General features: G+C 58.2%; 12 protein-coding genes and 14 pseudogenes. 10 read left to right on the forward strand and 16 right to left on the reverse strand.

Features of this window, described 5'->3' with window-relative positions; all coding sequences use genetic code 11:
- A partial coding sequence (locus ACR3EN_RS21105) for a CopD family protein (RefSeq protein WP_480918552.1) occupies nucleotides 1-76 on the reverse strand: 76 nt, incomplete at its 3' end.
- Nucleotides 77-493: 417 nt separating this feature from the next.
- Between ACR3EN_RS21105 and ACR3EN_RS21110 the strand changes: the two are divergent.
- The 4 genes and pseudogenes from ACR3EN_RS21110 to dnaQ all read left to right on the forward strand — a co-directional run bounded on the left by ACR3EN_RS21110 (nucleotide 494) and on the right by dnaQ (nucleotide 3181).
- Nucleotides 494-1076 (forward strand): annotated as a pseudogene (locus tag ACR3EN_RS21110) (Maf family protein).
- A 27-nt stretch (nucleotides 1077-1103) separates the two neighbouring features.
- Nucleotides 1104-1912 (forward strand): annotated as a pseudogene (locus ACR3EN_RS21115) (shikimate dehydrogenase).
- Nucleotides 1909-2340 carry a dephospho-CoA kinase gene (locus ACR3EN_RS21120; RefSeq protein WP_480918543.1) on the forward strand — a complete coding sequence of 144 codons (432 nt, stop codon included), beginning with the start codon at nucleotides 1909-1911 and terminating at the stop codon, nucleotides 2338-2340. The pseudogene ACR3EN_RS21115 and the gene ACR3EN_RS21120 overlap by 4 nt, the downstream one beginning before the upstream one ends.
- A 149-nt stretch (nucleotides 2341-2489) precedes the next feature.
- Nucleotides 2490-3181 (forward strand): annotated as a pseudogene (gene dnaQ / locus ACR3EN_RS21125) (DNA polymerase III subunit epsilon).
- A gap of 25 nt (nucleotides 3182-3206) precedes the next feature.
- Here dnaQ and secB read toward each other — a convergent pair.
- Nucleotides 3207-3705: pseudogene (gene secB / locus ACR3EN_RS21130) on the reverse strand (protein-export chaperone SecB).
- A gap of 53 nt (nucleotides 3706-3758) precedes the next feature.
- Nucleotides 3759-4254 (reverse strand): annotated as a pseudogene (locus ACR3EN_RS21135) (FxsA family protein).
- Nucleotides 4255-4362: 108 nt separating this feature from the next.
- Here ACR3EN_RS21135 and ACR3EN_RS21140 point away from each other — a divergent pair.
- From ACR3EN_RS21140 to ACR3EN_RS21150, 3 pseudogenes are all read left to right on the forward strand, one after another.
- Nucleotides 4363-5018 (forward strand): annotated as a pseudogene (locus ACR3EN_RS21140) (Tim44/TimA family putative adaptor protein).
- Nucleotides 5015-6051: pseudogene (gene mltA, locus ACR3EN_RS21145) on the forward strand (murein transglycosylase A). Before ACR3EN_RS21140 ends, mltA begins: the two co-directional pseudogenes overlap by 4 nt.
- Nucleotides 6051-6628 (forward strand): annotated as a pseudogene (locus tag ACR3EN_RS21150) (Smr/MutS family protein). The pseudogenes mltA and ACR3EN_RS21150 overlap by 1 nt, the downstream one beginning before the upstream one ends.
- Here the strand turns inward: ACR3EN_RS21150 and ACR3EN_RS21155 are convergent.
- The 3 genes and pseudogenes from ACR3EN_RS21155 to hslU form a co-directional block, all read right to left on the reverse strand.
- Nucleotides 6625-7832, reverse strand: a pseudogene (locus tag ACR3EN_RS21155) (MFS transporter). The pseudogenes ACR3EN_RS21150 and ACR3EN_RS21155 overlap by 4 nt on opposite strands.
- An 88-nt stretch (nucleotides 7833-7920) precedes the next feature.
- Nucleotides 7921-8472, reverse strand: coding sequence for an alpha/beta hydrolase (locus ACR3EN_RS21160; RefSeq protein ID WP_480918544.1), 552 nt, complete (start codon nucleotides 8470-8472; stop codon nucleotides 7921-7923).
- A 552-nt stretch (nucleotides 8473-9024) separates the two neighbouring features.
- Nucleotides 9025-10327, reverse strand: a pseudogene (hslU, locus tag ACR3EN_RS21165) (ATP-dependent protease ATPase subunit HslU).
- 297 nt (nucleotides 10328-10624) lie between these two features.
- Between hslU and ACR3EN_RS21170 the strand changes: the two are divergent.
- Both ACR3EN_RS21170 and ACR3EN_RS21175 read left to right on the forward strand, forming a co-directional pair.
- Nucleotides 10625-11128: an MFS transporter gene (locus tag ACR3EN_RS21170; RefSeq protein WP_480918545.1), complete on the forward strand. Its 504-nt coding sequence runs from the start codon at nucleotides 10625-10627 to the stop codon at nucleotides 11126-11128.
- On the forward strand, nucleotides 11112-11771 hold the full coding sequence (locus tag ACR3EN_RS21175) for an MFS transporter (protein ID WP_480918546.1): 660 nt from the start codon (nucleotides 11112-11114) through the stop codon (nucleotides 11769-11771). Before ACR3EN_RS21170 ends, ACR3EN_RS21175 begins: the two co-directional genes overlap by 17 nt.
- On the opposite strand, the pseudogene hslV reads toward ACR3EN_RS21175, so the two are convergent.
- Nucleotides 11763-12311 (reverse strand): annotated as a pseudogene (gene hslV, locus ACR3EN_RS21180) (ATP-dependent protease subunit HslV). The gene ACR3EN_RS21175 and the pseudogene hslV overlap by 9 nt on opposite strands.
- Before the next feature lie 190 nt (nucleotides 12312-12501).
- Between hslV and ACR3EN_RS21185 the strand changes: the two are divergent.
- Nucleotides 12502-12696: a DUF1127 domain-containing protein gene (locus tag ACR3EN_RS21185; protein WP_170431581.1), complete on the forward strand. Its 195-nt coding sequence runs from the start codon at nucleotides 12502-12504 to the stop codon at nucleotides 12694-12696.
- A 59-nt stretch (nucleotides 12697-12755) separates the two neighbouring features.
- Here ACR3EN_RS21185 and ACR3EN_RS21190 read toward each other — a convergent pair.
- The 9 genes and pseudogenes from ACR3EN_RS21190 to ACR3EN_RS21230 all read right to left on the reverse strand — a co-directional run.
- Nucleotides 12756-13114 (reverse strand): annotated as a pseudogene (locus ACR3EN_RS21190) (Lin0512 family protein).
- A pseudogene (locus tag ACR3EN_RS21195) lies at nucleotides 13111-13454 on the reverse strand (Lin0512 family protein). Before ACR3EN_RS21195 ends, ACR3EN_RS21190 begins: the two co-directional pseudogenes overlap by 4 nt.
- A gap of 120 nt (nucleotides 13455-13574) precedes the next feature.
- Nucleotides 13575-13819 (reverse strand): annotated as a pseudogene (locus ACR3EN_RS21200) (thioredoxin family protein).
- Between the two features lie 183 nt (nucleotides 13820-14002).
- On the reverse strand, nucleotides 14003-14443 hold the full coding sequence (locus tag ACR3EN_RS21205; RefSeq protein WP_480918547.1) for a PD-(D/E)XK nuclease family protein: 441 nt from the start codon (nucleotides 14441-14443) through the stop codon (nucleotides 14003-14005).
- A 543-nt stretch (nucleotides 14444-14986) separates the two neighbouring features.
- Nucleotides 14987-15133 (reverse strand): hypothetical protein, encoded by a 147-nt coding sequence (locus tag ACR3EN_RS21210; RefSeq protein ID WP_480918548.1) that lies wholly within the window; start codon nucleotides 15131-15133, stop codon nucleotides 14987-14989.
- Between the two features lie 207 nt (nucleotides 15134-15340).
- Nucleotides 15341-15571 carry a hypothetical protein gene (locus tag ACR3EN_RS21215; RefSeq protein WP_480918549.1) on the reverse strand — a complete coding sequence of 77 codons (231 nt, stop codon included), beginning with the start codon at nucleotides 15569-15571 and terminating at the stop codon, nucleotides 15341-15343.
- A 341-nt stretch (nucleotides 15572-15912) separates the two neighbouring features.
- Nucleotides 15913-15975: a hypothetical protein gene (locus ACR3EN_RS21220; protein ID WP_480918553.1), complete on the reverse strand. Its 63-nt coding sequence runs from the start codon at nucleotides 15973-15975 to the stop codon at nucleotides 15913-15915.
- Nucleotides 15976-16163: 188 nt separating this feature from the next.
- On the reverse strand, nucleotides 16164-16328 hold the full coding sequence (locus ACR3EN_RS21225; protein WP_480918550.1) for a hypothetical protein: 165 nt from the start codon (nucleotides 16326-16328) through the stop codon (nucleotides 16164-16166).
- A 428-nt stretch (nucleotides 16329-16756) separates the two neighbouring features.
- A partial coding sequence (locus tag ACR3EN_RS21230; RefSeq protein WP_480918551.1) for a hypothetical protein occupies nucleotides 16757-17030 on the reverse strand: 274 nt, incomplete at its 5' end.

Below are 17030 nucleotides of genomic sequence, written 5' to 3' on the forward strand. Positions count from 1 at the left end.
GCAGATAGAACAGACCCGCCATCCACGAGATGACCGCCATAATGTGAAGCGACTTCACCCATGGATAGATTGCAATAGGAAATCACTCATCATGGCTCTCAGCTTTGGTCTGATCCTCCCTAATAAAAATATATAGAAAGAAAAAGGATGATGGTTTTGTAGGACCCTTAGAATCCGTGGATTACTTAGTTTTGCAGGTGCTTTTCCCCAGGTGGACAGTATTCAAAACCGTTAGAGTAAATCTGTTAGTACGAAAAATAAGTGTTTAAATATAATTACTTAAATGACGTCCGGGTAATTCATACTGTGGATAACTTACTGGGTATCTGGGGAAACACGTGTTGTCCAAGCCTCTAGAGTTATCCTTGTTCACCTGGGACAGAATCCGAACGACCCAGAGATGTTTCCCACGAAAGTCTCGGGGTTGCGTGTCAACCGGAAAACCATACAAACCGTACCAGACCACCCATTGATTAGCCCACGGGTTTTCCACATGACTGTCCCCATCGTCCTCGCTTCAGGGTCTGCCATTCGGGCGCAATTACTCAGGAACGCTCAGGTCCCGTTCACGGTTCAGATCGCCCGCGTGGATGAGGATACCATGAAACGCGCCTTGTTGGCCGAGAACGCATCCTCATGCGACATTGCCGATATGCTAGCGGAAATGAAAGCCCGCAAAATCAGCGACAAGAGTCCAGGCGCCATGGTTCTGGGTTGTGATCAGGTTCTGACTTCGAAGGGCGATTGCTGTCAAACCAAAGCCCTGAGGACGCGCTGGCGCAGCTAAAGGCGCTGCGTGGTAAACGGCACATGTTATTGTCTGCCGCGGTAATTTATCAGGACGGGGAACCGATCTGGAGGCATGTCGGGCAGGTTCGTCTGCGCATGCGTGCCAGTTCGGACGCATACCTAAAAGACTACGTGGCGCGAAACTGGGATAGCATTCGGCACGCAGTCGGGGCCTATAGGCTAGAGGAAGAGGGCGTGCGCTGTTTGCCAGCATTGACGGCGACTACTTTAACGTTTTGGGTATGCCCTTGTTGGAGCTTCTAAACTATCTGGTTGTCAAAGGGTAATCAAGCAATGACCGACTATCGGATCCTCTGGCCGGGGTCATCGGCATCCCGTTGCGCATTCACGGTCTCGAAACTGCACGGGCATTGGTTGAAAACCTATGACTTGCCGGGACATTACATTCCAATGGATGTCGCGCAGGCAGATCTGGAAAATGTTCTGCGCACCCTGCCAAAGGCCGGTTTTGTCGGCGCGAACGTAACGGTTCCGCATAAAGAGGCTGCCTTGAGACTAGCGGATCACGTATCGGACCGGGCCTCGGTTATTGGGGCAGCAAATACGCTTGTGTTCAGGAAAGATGGCGCCATCCACGCAGACAATACAGACGGCTACGGTTTCATGGGAAAACCTGCGTCGCGGAGCGCCGGACTGGAATGCACAGGATGGTCCGGTTGTTGTGTTCGGCGCCGGCGGCCGCGCGGGCGGTGCTGCAAGCACTGGGCGATGCGGGTGTGCCGGAGATCCTGCTGACAAACCGCACGCGCACTCGGGCTGATCATCTGAAAGAAGAGTTTGGCCAGCGCATTACAGTGATCGATTGGGTTCAGGCCGGCAACGTCATCGAGGACGCGGAGCTGGTGGTCAACACTACGTCGCTGGGAATGCAGGGCCAGCCAGACCTGCGCGTGCCGCTGGACGGCCTGCAGCCCGGCGCGGTTGTCACCGATCTGGTCTATGTGCCTTGAAAACCCGGCTTTTGCAAACCGCCGAAGAGGCAGGATGCACCGCGGTCGACGGTCTGGGCATGCTGTTACATCAGGCTGTGCCCGGCTTCGAACGGTGGTTTGGACTGCGTCCCGAGGTTGACGCTGAAACGCGCGCGGCGACTTTGGCATGAGCTTGCTTGGCCTGACAGATCCATCGGCATGGGCAAAAGCACGACGGCACAGATGTTTGTTGAAGAGGGCTGTGCCGCTTTGGGACGCTGACGCAGCTGTGCACCGGCTGTATTCCAAAGATGGCGCTGCGGTCGAACCCATCCGCACCACTTTTCCGTCCGCCGTCGTGGACAACGCGGTCAGCCGGGATGCGCTGAAACGGATCATTTCAGACACGCCAAGCGCCCTGAAAACCATAGAGTACATTGTACACCCACTGGTCGCAGAGGATCGAGCGGCGTTCCGGTCGCAAACAGCAGCAGAGATTGTAGTGTTCGACATTCCATTGCTGTTCGAAATTGGTGGCGAAGCGGCGATGGACGCTGTGGCCTGCGTTTCAATCCCAGAAGCAGAACAAAAGCGCCGCGTTTGGAACGGGGAACGATGACCGAAGCACAGTTTGAGCAGATTCTCAGCAAGCAAATGCCCAACGATGAGAAATGCGCCCGGTCAGATTACGTGATTATCACCGACACCCTGACCACGCCCGCGCTCAGGTGCAGGATATCGTCAGGCAGATACGGGCGGGGATAGCAGATGCGTGAAATTGTACTTGATACCGAAACCACCGGTTTCGACCCGGATGGTGGGGATCGGATTGTGGAAATCGGGGCGGTCGAACTCTGGAATCACGTGGCCACCGGCGAAACCTATCACGTCTACATCAATCCCGAACGGTCGATGCCCGAGGAAGCCTTTGTGTACACGGTATCGGGCCCGATCTGCTGGAAACGCCGCGCCCGGCGGAAAAGGCGAGGTCACCTTAAAAGACAAACCTGTCTTTTCTAAGGTTGGTCAGGGGGTTTCGCGACTTTGTGGGTGAAGCCGTTGGTAATCCATAACGCATCCTTTGACATGAAGTTTCTGAATGCGGAACTGAAATGGATTGGGCTGCAACCCATTCCGTTGCCATTGCGCGCAAGCGGTTTCCGGGGTCGCCTGCATCTTTGGATGCACTGTGCCGGCGATTCAACATCGACAACTCAAACCGCGTTTTGCACGGGGCGCTACTCGACTCGGAAATACTAGCCGAGGTGTATCTGGAACTGATTGGTGGGCGGCAGCCCGACTTTGGGCTGTCCTCATCGGGCGCAACGGCAGCAGGCGGAGGCGAGGAGTGGCGGCCTGTACGACGCGCCACTTCCATCCCGGATCACCGAGGATGAACGCGCAGCACATAGAAATTCGTGGAAAAACTGGGCGAAAACGCCCTATGGACCCGCGCCTGAACCGATCAGGCACGGGTCATAATCTTCAGGCGTCTGTTTTCTGGGCCTGCTCGGCCTGACGGCGCAACAGTTCATTGCGGTACAAAGACACAAAGTCGATGGTGTCCAGATTGACCGGCGGGTATCCACCGTCGCGGGTGACGTCGCTGACGATCCGACGCAGGAACGGGAACAGCATACGCGGGCATTCGATCATCAGGAACGGGTGCATCTGATCTTCTGGCACGCCTTCCACGTGGAACAAGCCGCAATAGTCGATCTCGAACAGGAACAGAACGTCCTCCAGCCCTTTGGCCTTGGACTTCAGGTTCAGTTTGATCGCAACTTCGTATTGATGATCCTGCTGACGCTTTTTGGCATCCAGGTTCACCTGAACCGAGATTTCGGGCTGCACGTCTCCAGACACGCCCTTTGGGCCATCACGTTTTCAAAGGACATGTCACGGATGAACTGTCCTAGAACGCGCATCTGTACCTGGGGGCAGCTTGGGCCGCAGTGTTTTCTGCAGTGTTTTCTTCGGCCATGGATCTACCCAAAAATAAAATTCGCCACTGCTTAGCAAGTTGGGCCGGGTACCTCAATGCTGGTGCGGACCTTCAACCCATTTGGACGGTTTTGACGGGTCTTTTTGGGGCCGAACCCGGTAAATTCGCCATCAATGACGTCGTCCTGATCAAACGGGTTGCGCTGACCCCGAAACCCGGGGCCGGGTCCCATTTGAAACTGGGTGACGGTGACTTTGGACTTCAGATAGCGGAAGACCGCCACCCGAACGCCTGGAACCAGCAAGGCAAAGCCGACCGCGTCGGTAAAACCCGGGCGTCAGCAGCAAGGCGCCGGACAGCAGGATCATGGCACCATGGGCCAGCGGCTCGGTCGGATCGTCAAGCTCGGCAAAGGACCGCTGTGGATTGCCCAGCGCCATGCGACCTTGTGTCCGCACCAGAACGGTGCCTAAAACCGCAGTCAGGACTACAATGGCCAGCGTCGGCCATAGACCGATCAGACCACCAACCTGGATGAACAGGGCGATCTCGATGATCGGAACCAATAAAAGCCAAGAACAGGTACATTTGCGGTATCCTTTACCATAGGCCGGGCTGTGGACTTGCCACGAACTGTCACCTACATAGTGGCATGAGGCCGCATACACAAAGTTCCGGCGCTGAAAAGAGGACGAAATGAACTCACCCCTGATCCAGCTTCTGGTGCTGGCCGGAATTACGATTTTCCTGATCCTGCGCCTGAGAAGCGTACTGGGAACGCGTGAAGGCTTTGAAAAGCCGCCGCTGCAAAAGCAGTCCGACGCCAATAACTCGCGCCGCGATTTCGAGGTGATTGAAGGCGGTCCGGATCACGATATCACCGACCATGTTCCCGAAGACAGCGAACAGGCGCAGGTACTGGCTGCGATGAAACGGGTCGAGCCTGCGTTTTCCGTTGGCGAATTCGTGCAGGGTGCCCGTGGTGCGTATGAGATGATCGTGATGGGATTCGAGCGCGGTAATCTGGACGAAATCCAGCCCTTCCTGTCGGAAGAGGTGTTCGACACCTTTGTGTCGGTCGTGGCCGCACGCGAAGACCAGGGCCTGACCATCGAGGCCGAATTTGTCGGCGTGCGTGAAACCACCCTGAGCGATGCAAAATTCGACAAGGATACCAATCAGGCGGAAATCACCATGCGCTTTGTTGGCGAGCTGACCTCGGTCGTGCGCGACCGCGGCGGCGATATCATCGAAGGCAACCCAACACCATCAAACGCCAAAAGGACAGCTGGACCTTTGCCCGTGTCATGGGCAGACGATCCAACTGGCTGCTTGTTGCCACGGACGCATGATTGCAACGCTCCGGTCGCTATGTCTGGTGGGCGCTATGACCACCGCCAGCGCGCCGCCGGAGCCGACGCGACGCGGTCCATTCTCTCGTTTGACGAACTCGATGGCTGGGCCGCCGACGATCACGGGGCGGCCTTTCTGTATTTCTGAACACATGCGGGGATCTTGGGGATCCGGATTGGCGTGCGCTGTGTGGGGTTGCGCAAACCTACGAACCGGATGCCGCTCGCGCGTTCTTTGGTGTTTTCGCCCCGTTTTGGTCGAAGACGGCAAGGATGCCCTGTTTACCGGATATTTCGAGCCAGAGCTTGACGGGTCCCGGACCCGATCTGACCGGTTCAAGTATCCGCTCTACCGTATTCCGCCCGAGGCTCGCGCAGAGGCAAGTGGTTGAGCAGGCGTGAGATTCTGACGGGTGACGTCATGAACGGCCGGGGGCTGGAAATTGCCTGGGTCGACGACCCTGTCGAGCTGTTCTTTCTGCAGATCCAAGGCTCGGGGCGTGTCCGGTTGCCGGACGGTACCGCTCTGCGCGTGGGGTATGGCGGCGCAAATGGGCATCCCTATCGCTCGAATTGGGTCGAGTTGATCCGACGGGGTATACTTGGAGCTCATGAGGTCAGCGCCCAGATGATCCGCGCCTGGGTGCGCCGAAATCCCGAAGCCGGGACCGAGCTGTTGTTTCACAACCCGTCCTATGTGTTTTTTCGCGAGGTCACGCGCGTTGCGCCTGAATTTGGGCCATTGGGCGCGATGAACCGGTCGGTGACAACGATGCGCAGCATTGCGGCTGATCCGGCTTATACACCGCTGGGCGCACCGGTCTGGGTGGAGAAGGATGGAGAAGATCCTCTGCGACGGCTGATGACTGCACAGGACACCGGCTCTGCGATCAAGGGGGCCCAGCGCGCCGATATCTTCTTTGGGACCGGGGATGAGGCCGGACAGGCGGCGGGTCAGCTCAAAGACCCTGGCCGGATGGTCGTATTGCTGCCGATCCAGCGTGCATATGCAATGTTGCCGGATGAGTTCTGATGGCGCGGCGCAAATTGACGGCGGATGAAATCGAACTGTGGCGCAAAGTGGCAAAACAGACCGAGAGACTGCACCCGAAATTCCGCAGACGGTGCATCCGACCTCGCTGCCCAAACCTAAACCCACCAAATCGCCGAAACCCCGCTTGGATGCGTTCGAACCCGGCCAGAAAGCGCCGACAAAGCAGGGTGCAAACGCTCTGAAGCCATCAGTCACCGAGACCTTCGTGCCAGACCGGTTCAAATGGACACTAAGGCTTTTGCCCGCATGAAGCGTGGCGCTCAAGCGAGGAGCTGGATCTGCACGGGATGCGCGTCGACAATGCACATCCTGCCCTGATCCGCTTTGTCCTGAATGCGCAGGCGTCCGGTAAGCGGCTCGTTCTGGTGGTCACCGGCAAAGGCAAGGACCGATGAGCCCGGCCCGATCCCGACCCCCGCGTGGCGTGTTGCGCAATCAGGTGCCGCAATGGCTGTCATTGCCGCCGCTGGCACAGGCGGTTCTGCAGGTGACGCCTGCACATATCAGCCATGGTGGCGACGGAGCCTACTATGTCTACCTGCGCCGGGTTCGTTAGAACGTACGCACTGCGCGGGATACCCCGACATAGATCAGACCGCAGACCAGAACGAAGCCACCGCCGATCCACAGGAACTGCGTGTCCAGAGAGACGCCAAAGTCAATCAGTAGGCCGGTCAAACCCGGTCCGATTGCGGACCCCAGAACCATGACAGCTGTGGCATGGCCTTGATGGCACCGATATGTCGCGTGCCATAGAACTCGGCCCAGAACGCGCTGGGCAAGGTACTGTTCGCCCCAACGGTCAGTCCCAGAAGGATCAAGCCCAGCAGCGCGCCGCTGATCGACGTAGCAACGGACAGGACAACAAAGCCAAACGATGGGTAGTGGTAGTACGGCATCATGCGCGCCGTACCCCATTTGTCCAACGCCCACTGCCGCGAACATCGACAGTAAGAACACCCCCGTAAACACCGGGAACAAGGCCACCAGTTGGATGCTGCCAGCCTTTGATCTCGGCCAGGTAAACCTGATGAAAGAAGAACGCGGTTATGAACGCGGACGGCGCCATCACCGACGGCATCATGAACCAGAACAGCGGGTTGACCAAAGCCTCAAGCCGCGACCAGTGCCGCCCTTCCATCCCAGTGGCGGTGTAAGCGTCGGTCAGGCTTTGCGGCGTTCTTTCGAGACGCAACAGGCGTGTCCAGAACGGGCACTCCCAGGATGGTGATGCAGGCTGCCACCACCCACAACCAGCGCCAGTCCAGAAAGGCCATCGCCGCGACAAAGACCAATAGCAGGGCCTCTCCAATTGCGTACCCGGCTGAGGCGATGGACAGTGCCTTTCCGCGTGTCGCGGTGAACCAGCGCGCCATGGCAGCAACGGCGAGATGTGTACTCATCCCCTGACCGAACAGGCGCAGGCAGAAGATTACGACCGGCAAAGGGCCAGCCAGGTATTCGCGGCCATTGCCAGAGCAGCGAGGGCGACACCCAACAAAACGGCAGGGCCCAGAACCCGGACGCGAAAGAAATCCGTCAAGCCGCCGGCCCAGATCAGACAATCGCGGCCCCGGTTGTTCCCAGCGTGTACAACCCGCCCCATCCGCCATGCTCAATCCGAATTCGGCACGAATGTCACCTGCGAAGATCGAGATAAAGAACGTTTGGCCAAAGCTGGACAGAAAAGTCAGCAAGACGCCCGCGCTCAACCACGTGGCATTCTGAACGAGATAGTCCCGGAGGCTGAACCGTGTCACGGAGCGCTGACCTGCGGCTGACCGGTTCCTGTCAGCACGATTTCGGTCGCCCCATCGGTGTTTCGTTCGGTCGGCGGAACCAGACCGTCTATGCCGGGTCGATCCGCCCAAGGTTCGGTTGACACGACGGACCGAACTGAGCAGTGACAGCAGCGCAGGTGAGGTCGCTGCCACGAAATGCGATGATCCGGCATCGCTGTTGAAGGCCGTCGTGTCGATCACGCTGATGGGATAATCCGCCAGTTGCGCAACGGTCGATGTTGCCCAGCCGTTTGCTGTCCGCAGTGCCGCGCAGCCTGGCCGAGATATTCAGGACTTTGTCCTTTTGCGATACCATCACCACAAACGGGTCTGGCGGGGTTTTGATGCTATTCATCTGCGTGCGGAACAGGTCGACATCCAGATCCGGTGAAATCAGAATGACGCCTGCTATGTTGCGGCGGGACCAGCCCGGTTGGCGCAGTTCGGCCTGACGCATCATTTCCATTGTAAGCGCGCCGCCCATGGAGTGTGCAACAATATTGACGTGAGTCACGCCCATGGATTTCAGCTCGCGCACGGTCCGTTCCAATCCGTCCCGTGCAAAAAGCATGCTGTCCAGATCGTAGGCATAGCCGACCCGCGCGCCTGACTGGGCCATGAGTAGATCAGGATTGAGCCGGGAATACCGATATCGCGAGCCACTTGTGCGCCCGGAACACGGTCTCGGTTTGCGTCGCGTTGTAGCCATGCACAAAGATCGTGACTTCGTTGACGCCTTTCAGCCGATTGCCCAGGTCCTGCGGTCCTGTGAACTCTGTGACACCAGCCAGGACAAACTGGGTGTTCGGATCGGATTCGCGTAGGAAAAATTGAGCGATCCGGGCGTGTGGGATGGCGGAATCGACACTGTCATCTCGAGATAGCGCAGCTGCTCGGCACGGCGGTACCCGTAAGAGCCATCGGTTTCACGAGCGCGGGAGGTCACGGCAAACACGGTCTCGGCGTGCCGACGCGCAGCGCGTCCGGAACCGTCTCGGAGACCGAACGGTCAACACAAGCACTCAGCGACAAAGCGGTCAGCAGGACAAAGAAATAGCGCAGCACAATCAGATCTCAGCATGTCTTGCGGCTACGCTATCGATTTCTGCCCCTGCGTCCAGAGACGAGGCGCCGCAATACCGTGAAATACGGCAAGTTCCGGCCGGTCTGGTTACAGAACGTAACGGCTCAGGTCCGCCGATTTGGTCAGCTCACCCAAGTTATCGCTGACAAATTGCGCATCGACCGTGATTTCTGTTCCGGCCTTATCCGGCGCCTCAAAGGACAGCTCTTCGAAGACACGTTCCATCACCGTATGCAGCCGTCTTGCGCCGATATTCTCGATGCTCTGGTTCACGTCAGCCGCAATCTTGGCCAGCGCGGCGATGCCATCGTTGGTAAAGGTGACGGTGACTTCCTCGGTGCCCATCAGGGCGGTGTACTGGAGGTCAGGGCGTTGTCGGTTTCGGTCAAGATGCGCACAAAGTCTTCCTCTGTCAGTGCGCGCAGTTCAACACGGATCGGCAGGCGGCCCTGCAGTTCTGGCAACAGGTCCGAGGGCTTGGCGATATGAAACGCGCCAGACGCGATGAACAGGATATGGTCGGTTTTGACCGGACCGTGTTTAGTCGAGACCGTCGTGCCTCGATCAAAGGCAGCAGATCGCGCTGCACCCCTTCGCGGCTGACATCGCCACCACGGGCATCTGTTCGCGCGCAGACCTTGTCAATCTCATCCAAGAAGATGATGCCGTTCTGCTCGACCGAGTCCAAAGCTGCGCGGGTCACGGTTTCATCGTCCAGCAGTTTGTCGGCCTCTTCCCCGATCAAGGTGTCATAGCTTTCGGCAACGGTCATGCGGCGTTTGACGGTGCGCCCGCCGAACGCTTTGCCAAAGATGTCCCCAAGGTTCATCATGCCCATCTGGCTGCCGGGCTGTCCGGGTACGTCGAACATCGGCATGGGATTTGAGCTGTCGACAACCTCGAGTTCGATCACGGTATCGTCTAGCTCACCGGCCTTGAGTTTTTTCGGAACATTTCTCGCGTTGCGTCGCGCGCATCCTCGCCGGCGATGGCTTCGATCACGCGGTCTTCTGCGGCCAGATAAGCTTGGCTTTGACGTCCTCGCGCATGTATTCGCGGGTTTGCAGGATGGCGGCGTCGGCCAGATCGCGCACGATCTGTTCCACGTCGCGCCCGACATAACCGACTTCGGTAAACTTGGTCGCCTCGACCTTGATGAACGGCGCGCGGGCCAGCTTGGCCAGCCGACGGCTGATTTCCGTTTTACCAACGCCCGTGGGCCCGATCATCAGAATATTCTTTGGATAGACCTCATCGCGAATGTCATCCGCCAGCTGCTTGCGCCGCCGGCGATTGCGCAAAGCAACGGCGACCGCGCGCTTTGCGTCCTTCTGACCGATGATAAAGCGATCCAGTTCGAGACAATCTCGCGCGGGGTCAGGTCGGTCAAGGGGGCAGTCCTCTCACTCAGCATAGGTAACATCCGGCTTAGGTAGTCACTGCATTTGCGAAAACAACCAAGCCGTTTTCCGTCGGCAGCGCTGGTTAGCAACGCTTCATCGGGTTTGCAAATGCTTTCCTCAAACAGCGCCATTAGGTGAAGCGGCTGCCGTCTGCTAAAGTGTTTTCAATGGTTTGAGGGTCAGGGTTTTGGAATGACGAAGATTGCCAAGGTTACCTTGCTGTTCGTGGTGTTTGTAGATCTGATCGGGCAGGGCCTTGTTTTCCCATCATCAACTCACTGATCATGGAGACAAAGTCCGGATTTCTGCCTGAAAGCACAGCCACGGGGCGTCGGCATTTCTACTACGGGCTGGTGATCGGCTGCTTCTTCCTGTCCTGGTTTCTGGGGGTGGTCTATGTGTCCAAGGTCTCGGATTCCATTGGACGAAAGAATGCCCTTCTGGTCTGCTTGGCTGGTGCGCTGGCAGGATATGCGCTGACCATTGTCGCACTCTACATCAACAGTCTGCTGCTGCTGATCATTGGCCGTTCGATCACCGGGTTCACCGCCGGCAACCAACCCATCGCGCAGGCGGCTATGATCGATGGGAGCACCGATGCCGCCGATCGCGATCGCAACATGGGTTACATCGTAACTGGCGTCAGCTTTGGCTTGGTGGGCGGCCGATTATCGGGGCAGTTCTGTCGGACTCTGCGTTGCTGGGAAGCGCTGCGACCTGAAAACGCCCTTCTACAGGGCCTTTGTTCTGGTCCTGATCGCGATATTCCTGGTGATCACGTTCTTTAAGGACACAAGGTCCGAGCGGGCGCCCTTTGTCTTCCGCCCGCGTGACATCACCGATAGCCTGATTGCGGTGCGCGGGCATCCGATGGTGCTGAAAATCATGCCGGTTTACGCTCTGTTCATGATCGCCAATGTGACGTTCTACGTGTTTGTCGACAACTTCCTGACCAGCGCCTTTGGCTATGGCGTGATCGGGGGCAGCGTGGCGATGGTGGTCATCGGCTTTGCCCTGGCCTTTTCTAGTACGTTCCTTGTTAAACCCGCGCAGGAGCGGTTCAGCAAGCATTCGATCATCTATACATCGCTGCTGGTCATGGTGATCTGCGGCTTTGCCTTTGCCTTCAGCCCCAGCGGCGTGTTCAGCTACGTCCCGGTGTTCTTCTTCTACTTCTTCTTTGGTGTTTCCTACCCGACCCTGCTGGGCCTGTTTTCCTCATCCGTCAGCGAAACCGATCAGGGCTGGGTCATGGGCGTCACCACGGCCGTGTTCTGTCTGGCGGGCGGGGTCATGTCGCTGATCGGCGGCGGATTGATGAGCATCGACATCCGGCTGCCCTACTACATCGTAATCGTCACCGCGATCCTGGGTCTGATCGGCATGCACCTGCGGTGGAAAGGCAAGGAAATCTCGACCCTCTTAGCCTGAGATCGCCTCGACCGTCAGATTTCCGTTGGTGTAGACGCAGATATCTGCGGCAATTGCCATGGATTGACGGGCGACCTCTTCCGCAGATTTGTCGCCATCCATCATCGCGCGCGGCGGCCAGGGCAAAGTTTCCGCCGGACCCGATGGCAGCCACGTTATGTTCGGGCTCCAGCACATCCCCTGCCCCGGTGATGACGAACAGGTCTTTTCCATCGGTGACGATCAGCATCGCCTCGAGCTTTTGCAGGTATTTGTCGGTGCGCCAGTCTTTGGCAAGTTCAACCGACGCGCGCGCCAGTTGACCGGGCGTGGCTTCAAGCGGCTTCGAGCCGTTCGAGCAGCGTAAAGGCATCTGCGGTCGACCCGGCAAAGCCTGCGACGATCTCGAACCCGCCGGGGGACAGCGGCGCACCTTGCGTGCGGTGCCTTTGATCACGGTCTGGCCCAGGCTGACCTGCCGTCACCCGCGATGACGATCTGACCGCCCTTGACGCCGATGATCGTTGTTCCGTGCCAACCGGGAAAATCATTGTCTGCCATGCAGGCCTCCGTTCTTACCGGCGCTATGGGCCGCGCGCCGGTTCGGCGCAACCCGTTCTAAAACTGCACAAAGATATGCACAGGACGCAATTCGGGGTTACCAGACCAGCAATTGTGGTCGGAGGGTCGGACACTATGTGAGGCTTACAACCGACAAGGGGTCGGCTGTTTCAAATCAAGGACTGCGCAAATGGCAACCACAGCAAACATCCATGCGCCGCTCGGAGCAGCTACCATCCTGCACGTAGTGGACGCGTTCTATAAAGCCTACGACGACGTTGTCGTATGGAATGAATCCCGCAAAACCCGCAAGATCCTGTCGGGTCTGACAGACGCCCAGCTGGACGATATCGGCCTGGAGCGCGCGGATATCGCAAAACTCTGATCCCACCCGGATCCAAGATTTGGAACGGCCGCCCGGATCTCCGAGCAGCTTTTTCCATGTCAGCATTGCCTGTATTTGCCCGTCTGATCCGGTAGATACGCTTCAATCGCGGCGGTTGCGACCGTGGCGTTCGCCTGAGGCCTCATCGAAGACATCCAGACCGCCTTTGACCGCGTGCACCTCGGCCTGCCCGGGGCAGATCTGCAGCGACGCGTGCGCAGTCCACGTTTTCCGGTTGCTGAACAGCGATTGTGACGCGCACACGCATTTCGTTGTGGTCGAGTCCCAGCTTTGAAAACAAGGTGATCGAGGAATGGTGCAAGGCGTCCTGCACGGCCCGGCACGCGGCTTTGGTATAGTCCTGCCCTTACAGGTCGTTTCCGGTGCCCATTTCCAGAATGATGCGTTTTTCACTCATTGCGCGGGTTCCATGTCAAACGATACGATCACAGCGGCATTGGCGATCACCGTCTGGCCCTGCCCGCCCGGTTTCCCACGTCAAACCGCCATGGTTGACCGTGATGCTTGGCCGCCCATACGGAAAAATGGCCAAAGCTCTTGAACATCGACCTGATCCGGCTGCTGCGCGATTTCCGCGTCAATGATCATCGCTTCCTTCGGAAATCCAAACAGCTCGGCCATGTTGATCGAGTTATGCCACAGCGCGTCCTTGATGGCGCGCGCTGCAGCCTGCGTATAGTCCGCGCGCGCAAAGACGTTCCCATCCCGAATTCCACAAGTACCCGTGTCTTGGCCATGTGTATTTCCCGATTCGCCAGGACTGAACTGATGTGTGCTGGATGATCGCCAGATGTCGCTGGCCCAACGAAAAGGCGCCCCGATCAGGACGCCTTTGGTATCTTTCGGTAGAAACCCGATCAGATCGACTCGTCAATCCAGCTTTGCAGGGCAGCGGGTGCAGCGCCCGCGCGGTTTGAAACAACCTGACCGTCTTTGAAGATGAACAAGGCCGGTATGCCACGAACACCCATTGCGGCGGCAGCGTTCGGGTTGCTGTCGACGTCAACCTTGGCGATCTTCAGTTTTTCGCCGTATTCGGTTGCCAGCTCTTCCAGTGCGGGCCGATCTGCTTACAGGGTCCGCACCATTCGGCCGAAATCACGCGACTGGGACATCCGAGTTCTTGACTTCGGCGTCAAATGTTTCGTCGGTGACGGCTACGGTCGACATACTCTGTCTCCTGAATGAGATGCGCTTGGGCGGTGAACGTATGTGCGGCTGTGGGTGAGGTCAAGATATCTGGGCGCGGCCAACGCATCTGTCACAAGATCGTGTGGCAGCCACATCAGCTCGGCCGTTCGCGTCCACAGAATTGCTGTGCAGATCTCCCTGTCGGATAGATTTGAGACAGCGCCTGCGCGTATGCTCCCATCTGTCGTAACAAACCGTCCGGGCAGGCCTCAGCCCGATCCGGGACCGTTGCATTCGATTTGAAATCAATCACTTGTATGTCGGTGTCCGTCACGATCAGCCTGTCGATGACCCCGTGCATGCGCCACCCGTTTAGCTCGGCTGAGACAGGAACCTCGGCCAAAGCGCCAGAGCAAGATGGGCTGCAAATGATCTGCTTTGAGAACGCGGATGCTTCGACCAAAATCTCCTGCCGATCCGTATCCTGCATATCGGGCAGAACCCGCGCGCATAGCTGTGGCCAGTTGCCGGGCTCGTGTCCGGCATGTTCCAGCAGGAGATGCAGCCGGGTTCCGCGCAGCGGCCGCCTCCTCATCGACCGGCATCGCCGGCGAAAACTTTGGCTCCGCCAGGTCAGATGGGCTGATCGTCCTGCGTCAGTAACCGGTACTTGCGCGGGGTGCAGAAACAGGTCTGGCGGGCGTCAAGATGCCGGATGGTTCAGCGCGATCTGTCGATGGAAGCCCGTCCCAGTCCCCATGCGACAGCCGACGGGTCTGCGACCCGGAGCACGGACCCCCGGCACGCTCCATCGCGGCGTCGACCATCTGATACCAACTGGTCCCATCCTTACCGACATCCCCGCCGCCGCGACGATCAACCACTTTTCGGCGTGTTAGAGCCACAGGCAACCTTAGCCGCTCATTCTCCTCCTTTCGCCGCGCTTCGATGCGTGCCTTGGCGATCAGATGCGGAGATGTGTCTGACGGCACTTTCCAACAGAGATGCCGTCTGCGACCATGATTTCCGCGTCGCGCGGTTGCTTGTCGCTTGCCGGTGTCCGGCAGAGATCACGATGGGCGATTCAACCCTTTGGCGCCATGCACGGTCATCACGCGGATCATGTTGCCGACACCGCTCATCTGCCGTTTGATTTCAGATCATCGGTCTGCATCCAGACCAGAAACCCGGTCGGGCTGGGAATATCCGTCCGTTCATAGGCAAGGGCCTGAGACAACAGAGCGTTGATCCCGTCTTCGGCCTCGGGCGCGAGACGGCCAAGCAATTTGCGCCGTCCATCGTGGCGGGTCGGGATGCGTTCGATCAGGTCGTAGGGGCGGAGAAAGTCGATTTGCCGCGCAGATCGTCAATACGGCCAGTGTTTCCGGGAAGTCTTCAGCGCGTCTGCGCAGTGCCACCATAAGAACGGTTCATCCCGCCGGTGGGCCCAGGTCAAAAAGCTGCTGTTCCGTCCACCCAAACAGCGGAGATTTCAGGACGGTGGCCAGCGACAGGCTGTCTTCAGGTGTCGCCAGAAGCTCAACAAGGCGGCAATGACCGCCAGCTCCGCGCCCACTTTCGGGCGGTCGGCCCCGGCAATAGGAAGCTGCTTGGCCTTGCACGCGCGAATGATCTCGGCGAACAGGTCCGATCGGCGCTGCACGAGGATCAAAGTCGCCTGGCCGCACGGGTCGGCGCGTAAACGTGCCGGACGGGTCTGCATCCTCGGGGATGGTTTGGCCCGTGATCATGGTTGATCTGGCAGGCAATCTTTTCCGCCAAGATGACCGTGTGATGCTGGGCCCCGGCAATCCCGCAGGTCGGTCAATGCGCGTCCTCTGTGTCTTCGACCTTCTCAACCACAGGCCACAGATCGACCCGTCCTGGTAAGCCGGTTTTGTGATATGAAGCGCTTCGTCGAAACCCGGCCTCAGCATGGTTTCAAACAGAATATTCACCAAAGACAGGATCGCGCTTGAGGACCGAAAGGGAATGCGCAAGCTCAAACCCCTCAAGTTTAAAGCCTGCTTCCGCCAGTTTCGCCCAAACTCGGCCTGCATCCGGTCAAAGGCTTGCGGGTCCCGCGCCCTGGAACGAATAAATCGACTGTTTTTTGTCCCCAGCCACAAAGATCGTGCGTTCAATGTCCGACCGGGCCTTCCCGCTGGTGAATTCCTGCGCCGGCTACCGATCACATCCCATTGGTCCGGGCTGGTGTCTTGTGCCTCGTCCGCAGAATATGGTCGATGCCGCCGTCCAGTCGGTAGAGACCATTCCGCCACCGCAGGATCATTCAACACCTGCCGCGCGCAAGGTCAGATCGTCAAAATCGAGCCAGCCGCGCAGCTGTTTCCGACATCATATTCCGGAAGAAGCGGCAGCAAAGCGGTGCAGGACCAGGGTTTTTGCGCAGCATACGTTGCAAGCCGTTGTTCGCGTGCCGCCTCGACCCGTGTCATCAGCGCTTCTATCTTTGGCATCCGGTCTAACACGCCTTCTCGTAGGGCTTTGGTCGGAAAACTGCCAATCGCTGTGAACAGCTCTTTTACAGTTTACCGGTCAGCAAAACGCTCTCCAATAGGGGCAGAGCGTCAATACGGGCTTCTGTAAATCTGGCAAGCTTCGCGGCCGCTTTGGCGTTGTTGCCACCGTTTTCTGTCAGCGCGGGCAGAATGGATTGAACCAGTTGAACTTCATCGCCTTGAAAGACCCAGCACGGACACCCTCGTCGAACCCGTCAGGCAATCCAAAACATTGCGCGACATCGCGCCAGTCTAATGGGTCGAAAAAGGCTCCCGCCGCTGCGTTGCACTGCGGTCAATGTGTCAAAGCCAGTATCGGTTACAAATCCCGCAACGTCTTCGATCAAAGCGGCTGAGGCCCTTCGGCAAAGCCCTCGATGATTTCTTCACGCAGCAAAGCAGCGCGGTCCTCCATCTCGGTAAATTGCGGGCTGACGCCAGCCTCTAGCAGGAAACGGCGCAGAGAGCGATGCGCAGAACGAGTGAATCGTCTGGATCTTTAAACCGCCTGGTGTCTCGATCGCGCGGGCGAACACAGCAGCCGCGGGCCTGAGCCAGCTGGTCGTCGTCAATCGATCCGGAAACGCCCGTTCCCGTGAGGTTTCTTCGAAGATCATCACTGCCGCGCATCGCCATTCCCCAAGGCGATCAAACAGCCGG

Source organism: Ruegeria sp. G7 (assembly GCF_056535465.1).

Bases quoted from the DNA above. Each gene is read 5' to 3' on its own strand.
- ACR3EN_RS21205 (WP_480918547.1), bottom strand. From the start codon at position 14,443: ATGAGGAGGCGGCCGCTGCGCGGAACCCGGCTGCATCTCCTGCTGGAA.
- ACR3EN_RS21225 (WP_480918550.1), bottom strand. From the start codon at position 16,328: ATGCCAAAGATAGAAGCGCTGATGACACGGGTCGAGGCGGCACGCGAA.
- ACR3EN_RS21160 (WP_480918544.1), bottom strand. From the start codon at position 8,472: ATGGCCCAGTCAGGCGCGCGGGTCGGCTATGCCTACGATCTGGACAGC.
- ACR3EN_RS21120 (WP_480918543.1), top strand. From the start codon at position 1,909: ATGAGCTTGCTTGGCCTGACAGATCCATCGGCATGGGCAAAAGCACGA.
- ACR3EN_RS21215 (WP_480918549.1), bottom strand. From the start codon at position 15,571: ATGCAGACCCGTCCGGCACGTTTACGCGCCGACCCGTGCGGCCAGGCG.
- ACR3EN_RS21170 (WP_480918545.1), top strand. From the start codon at position 10,625: ATGGAGACAAAGTCCGGATTTCTGCCTGAAAGCACAGCCACGGGGCGT.
- ACR3EN_RS21185 (WP_170431581.1), top strand. From the start codon at position 12,502: ATGGCAACCACAGCAAACATCCATGCGCCGCTCGGAGCAGCTACCATC.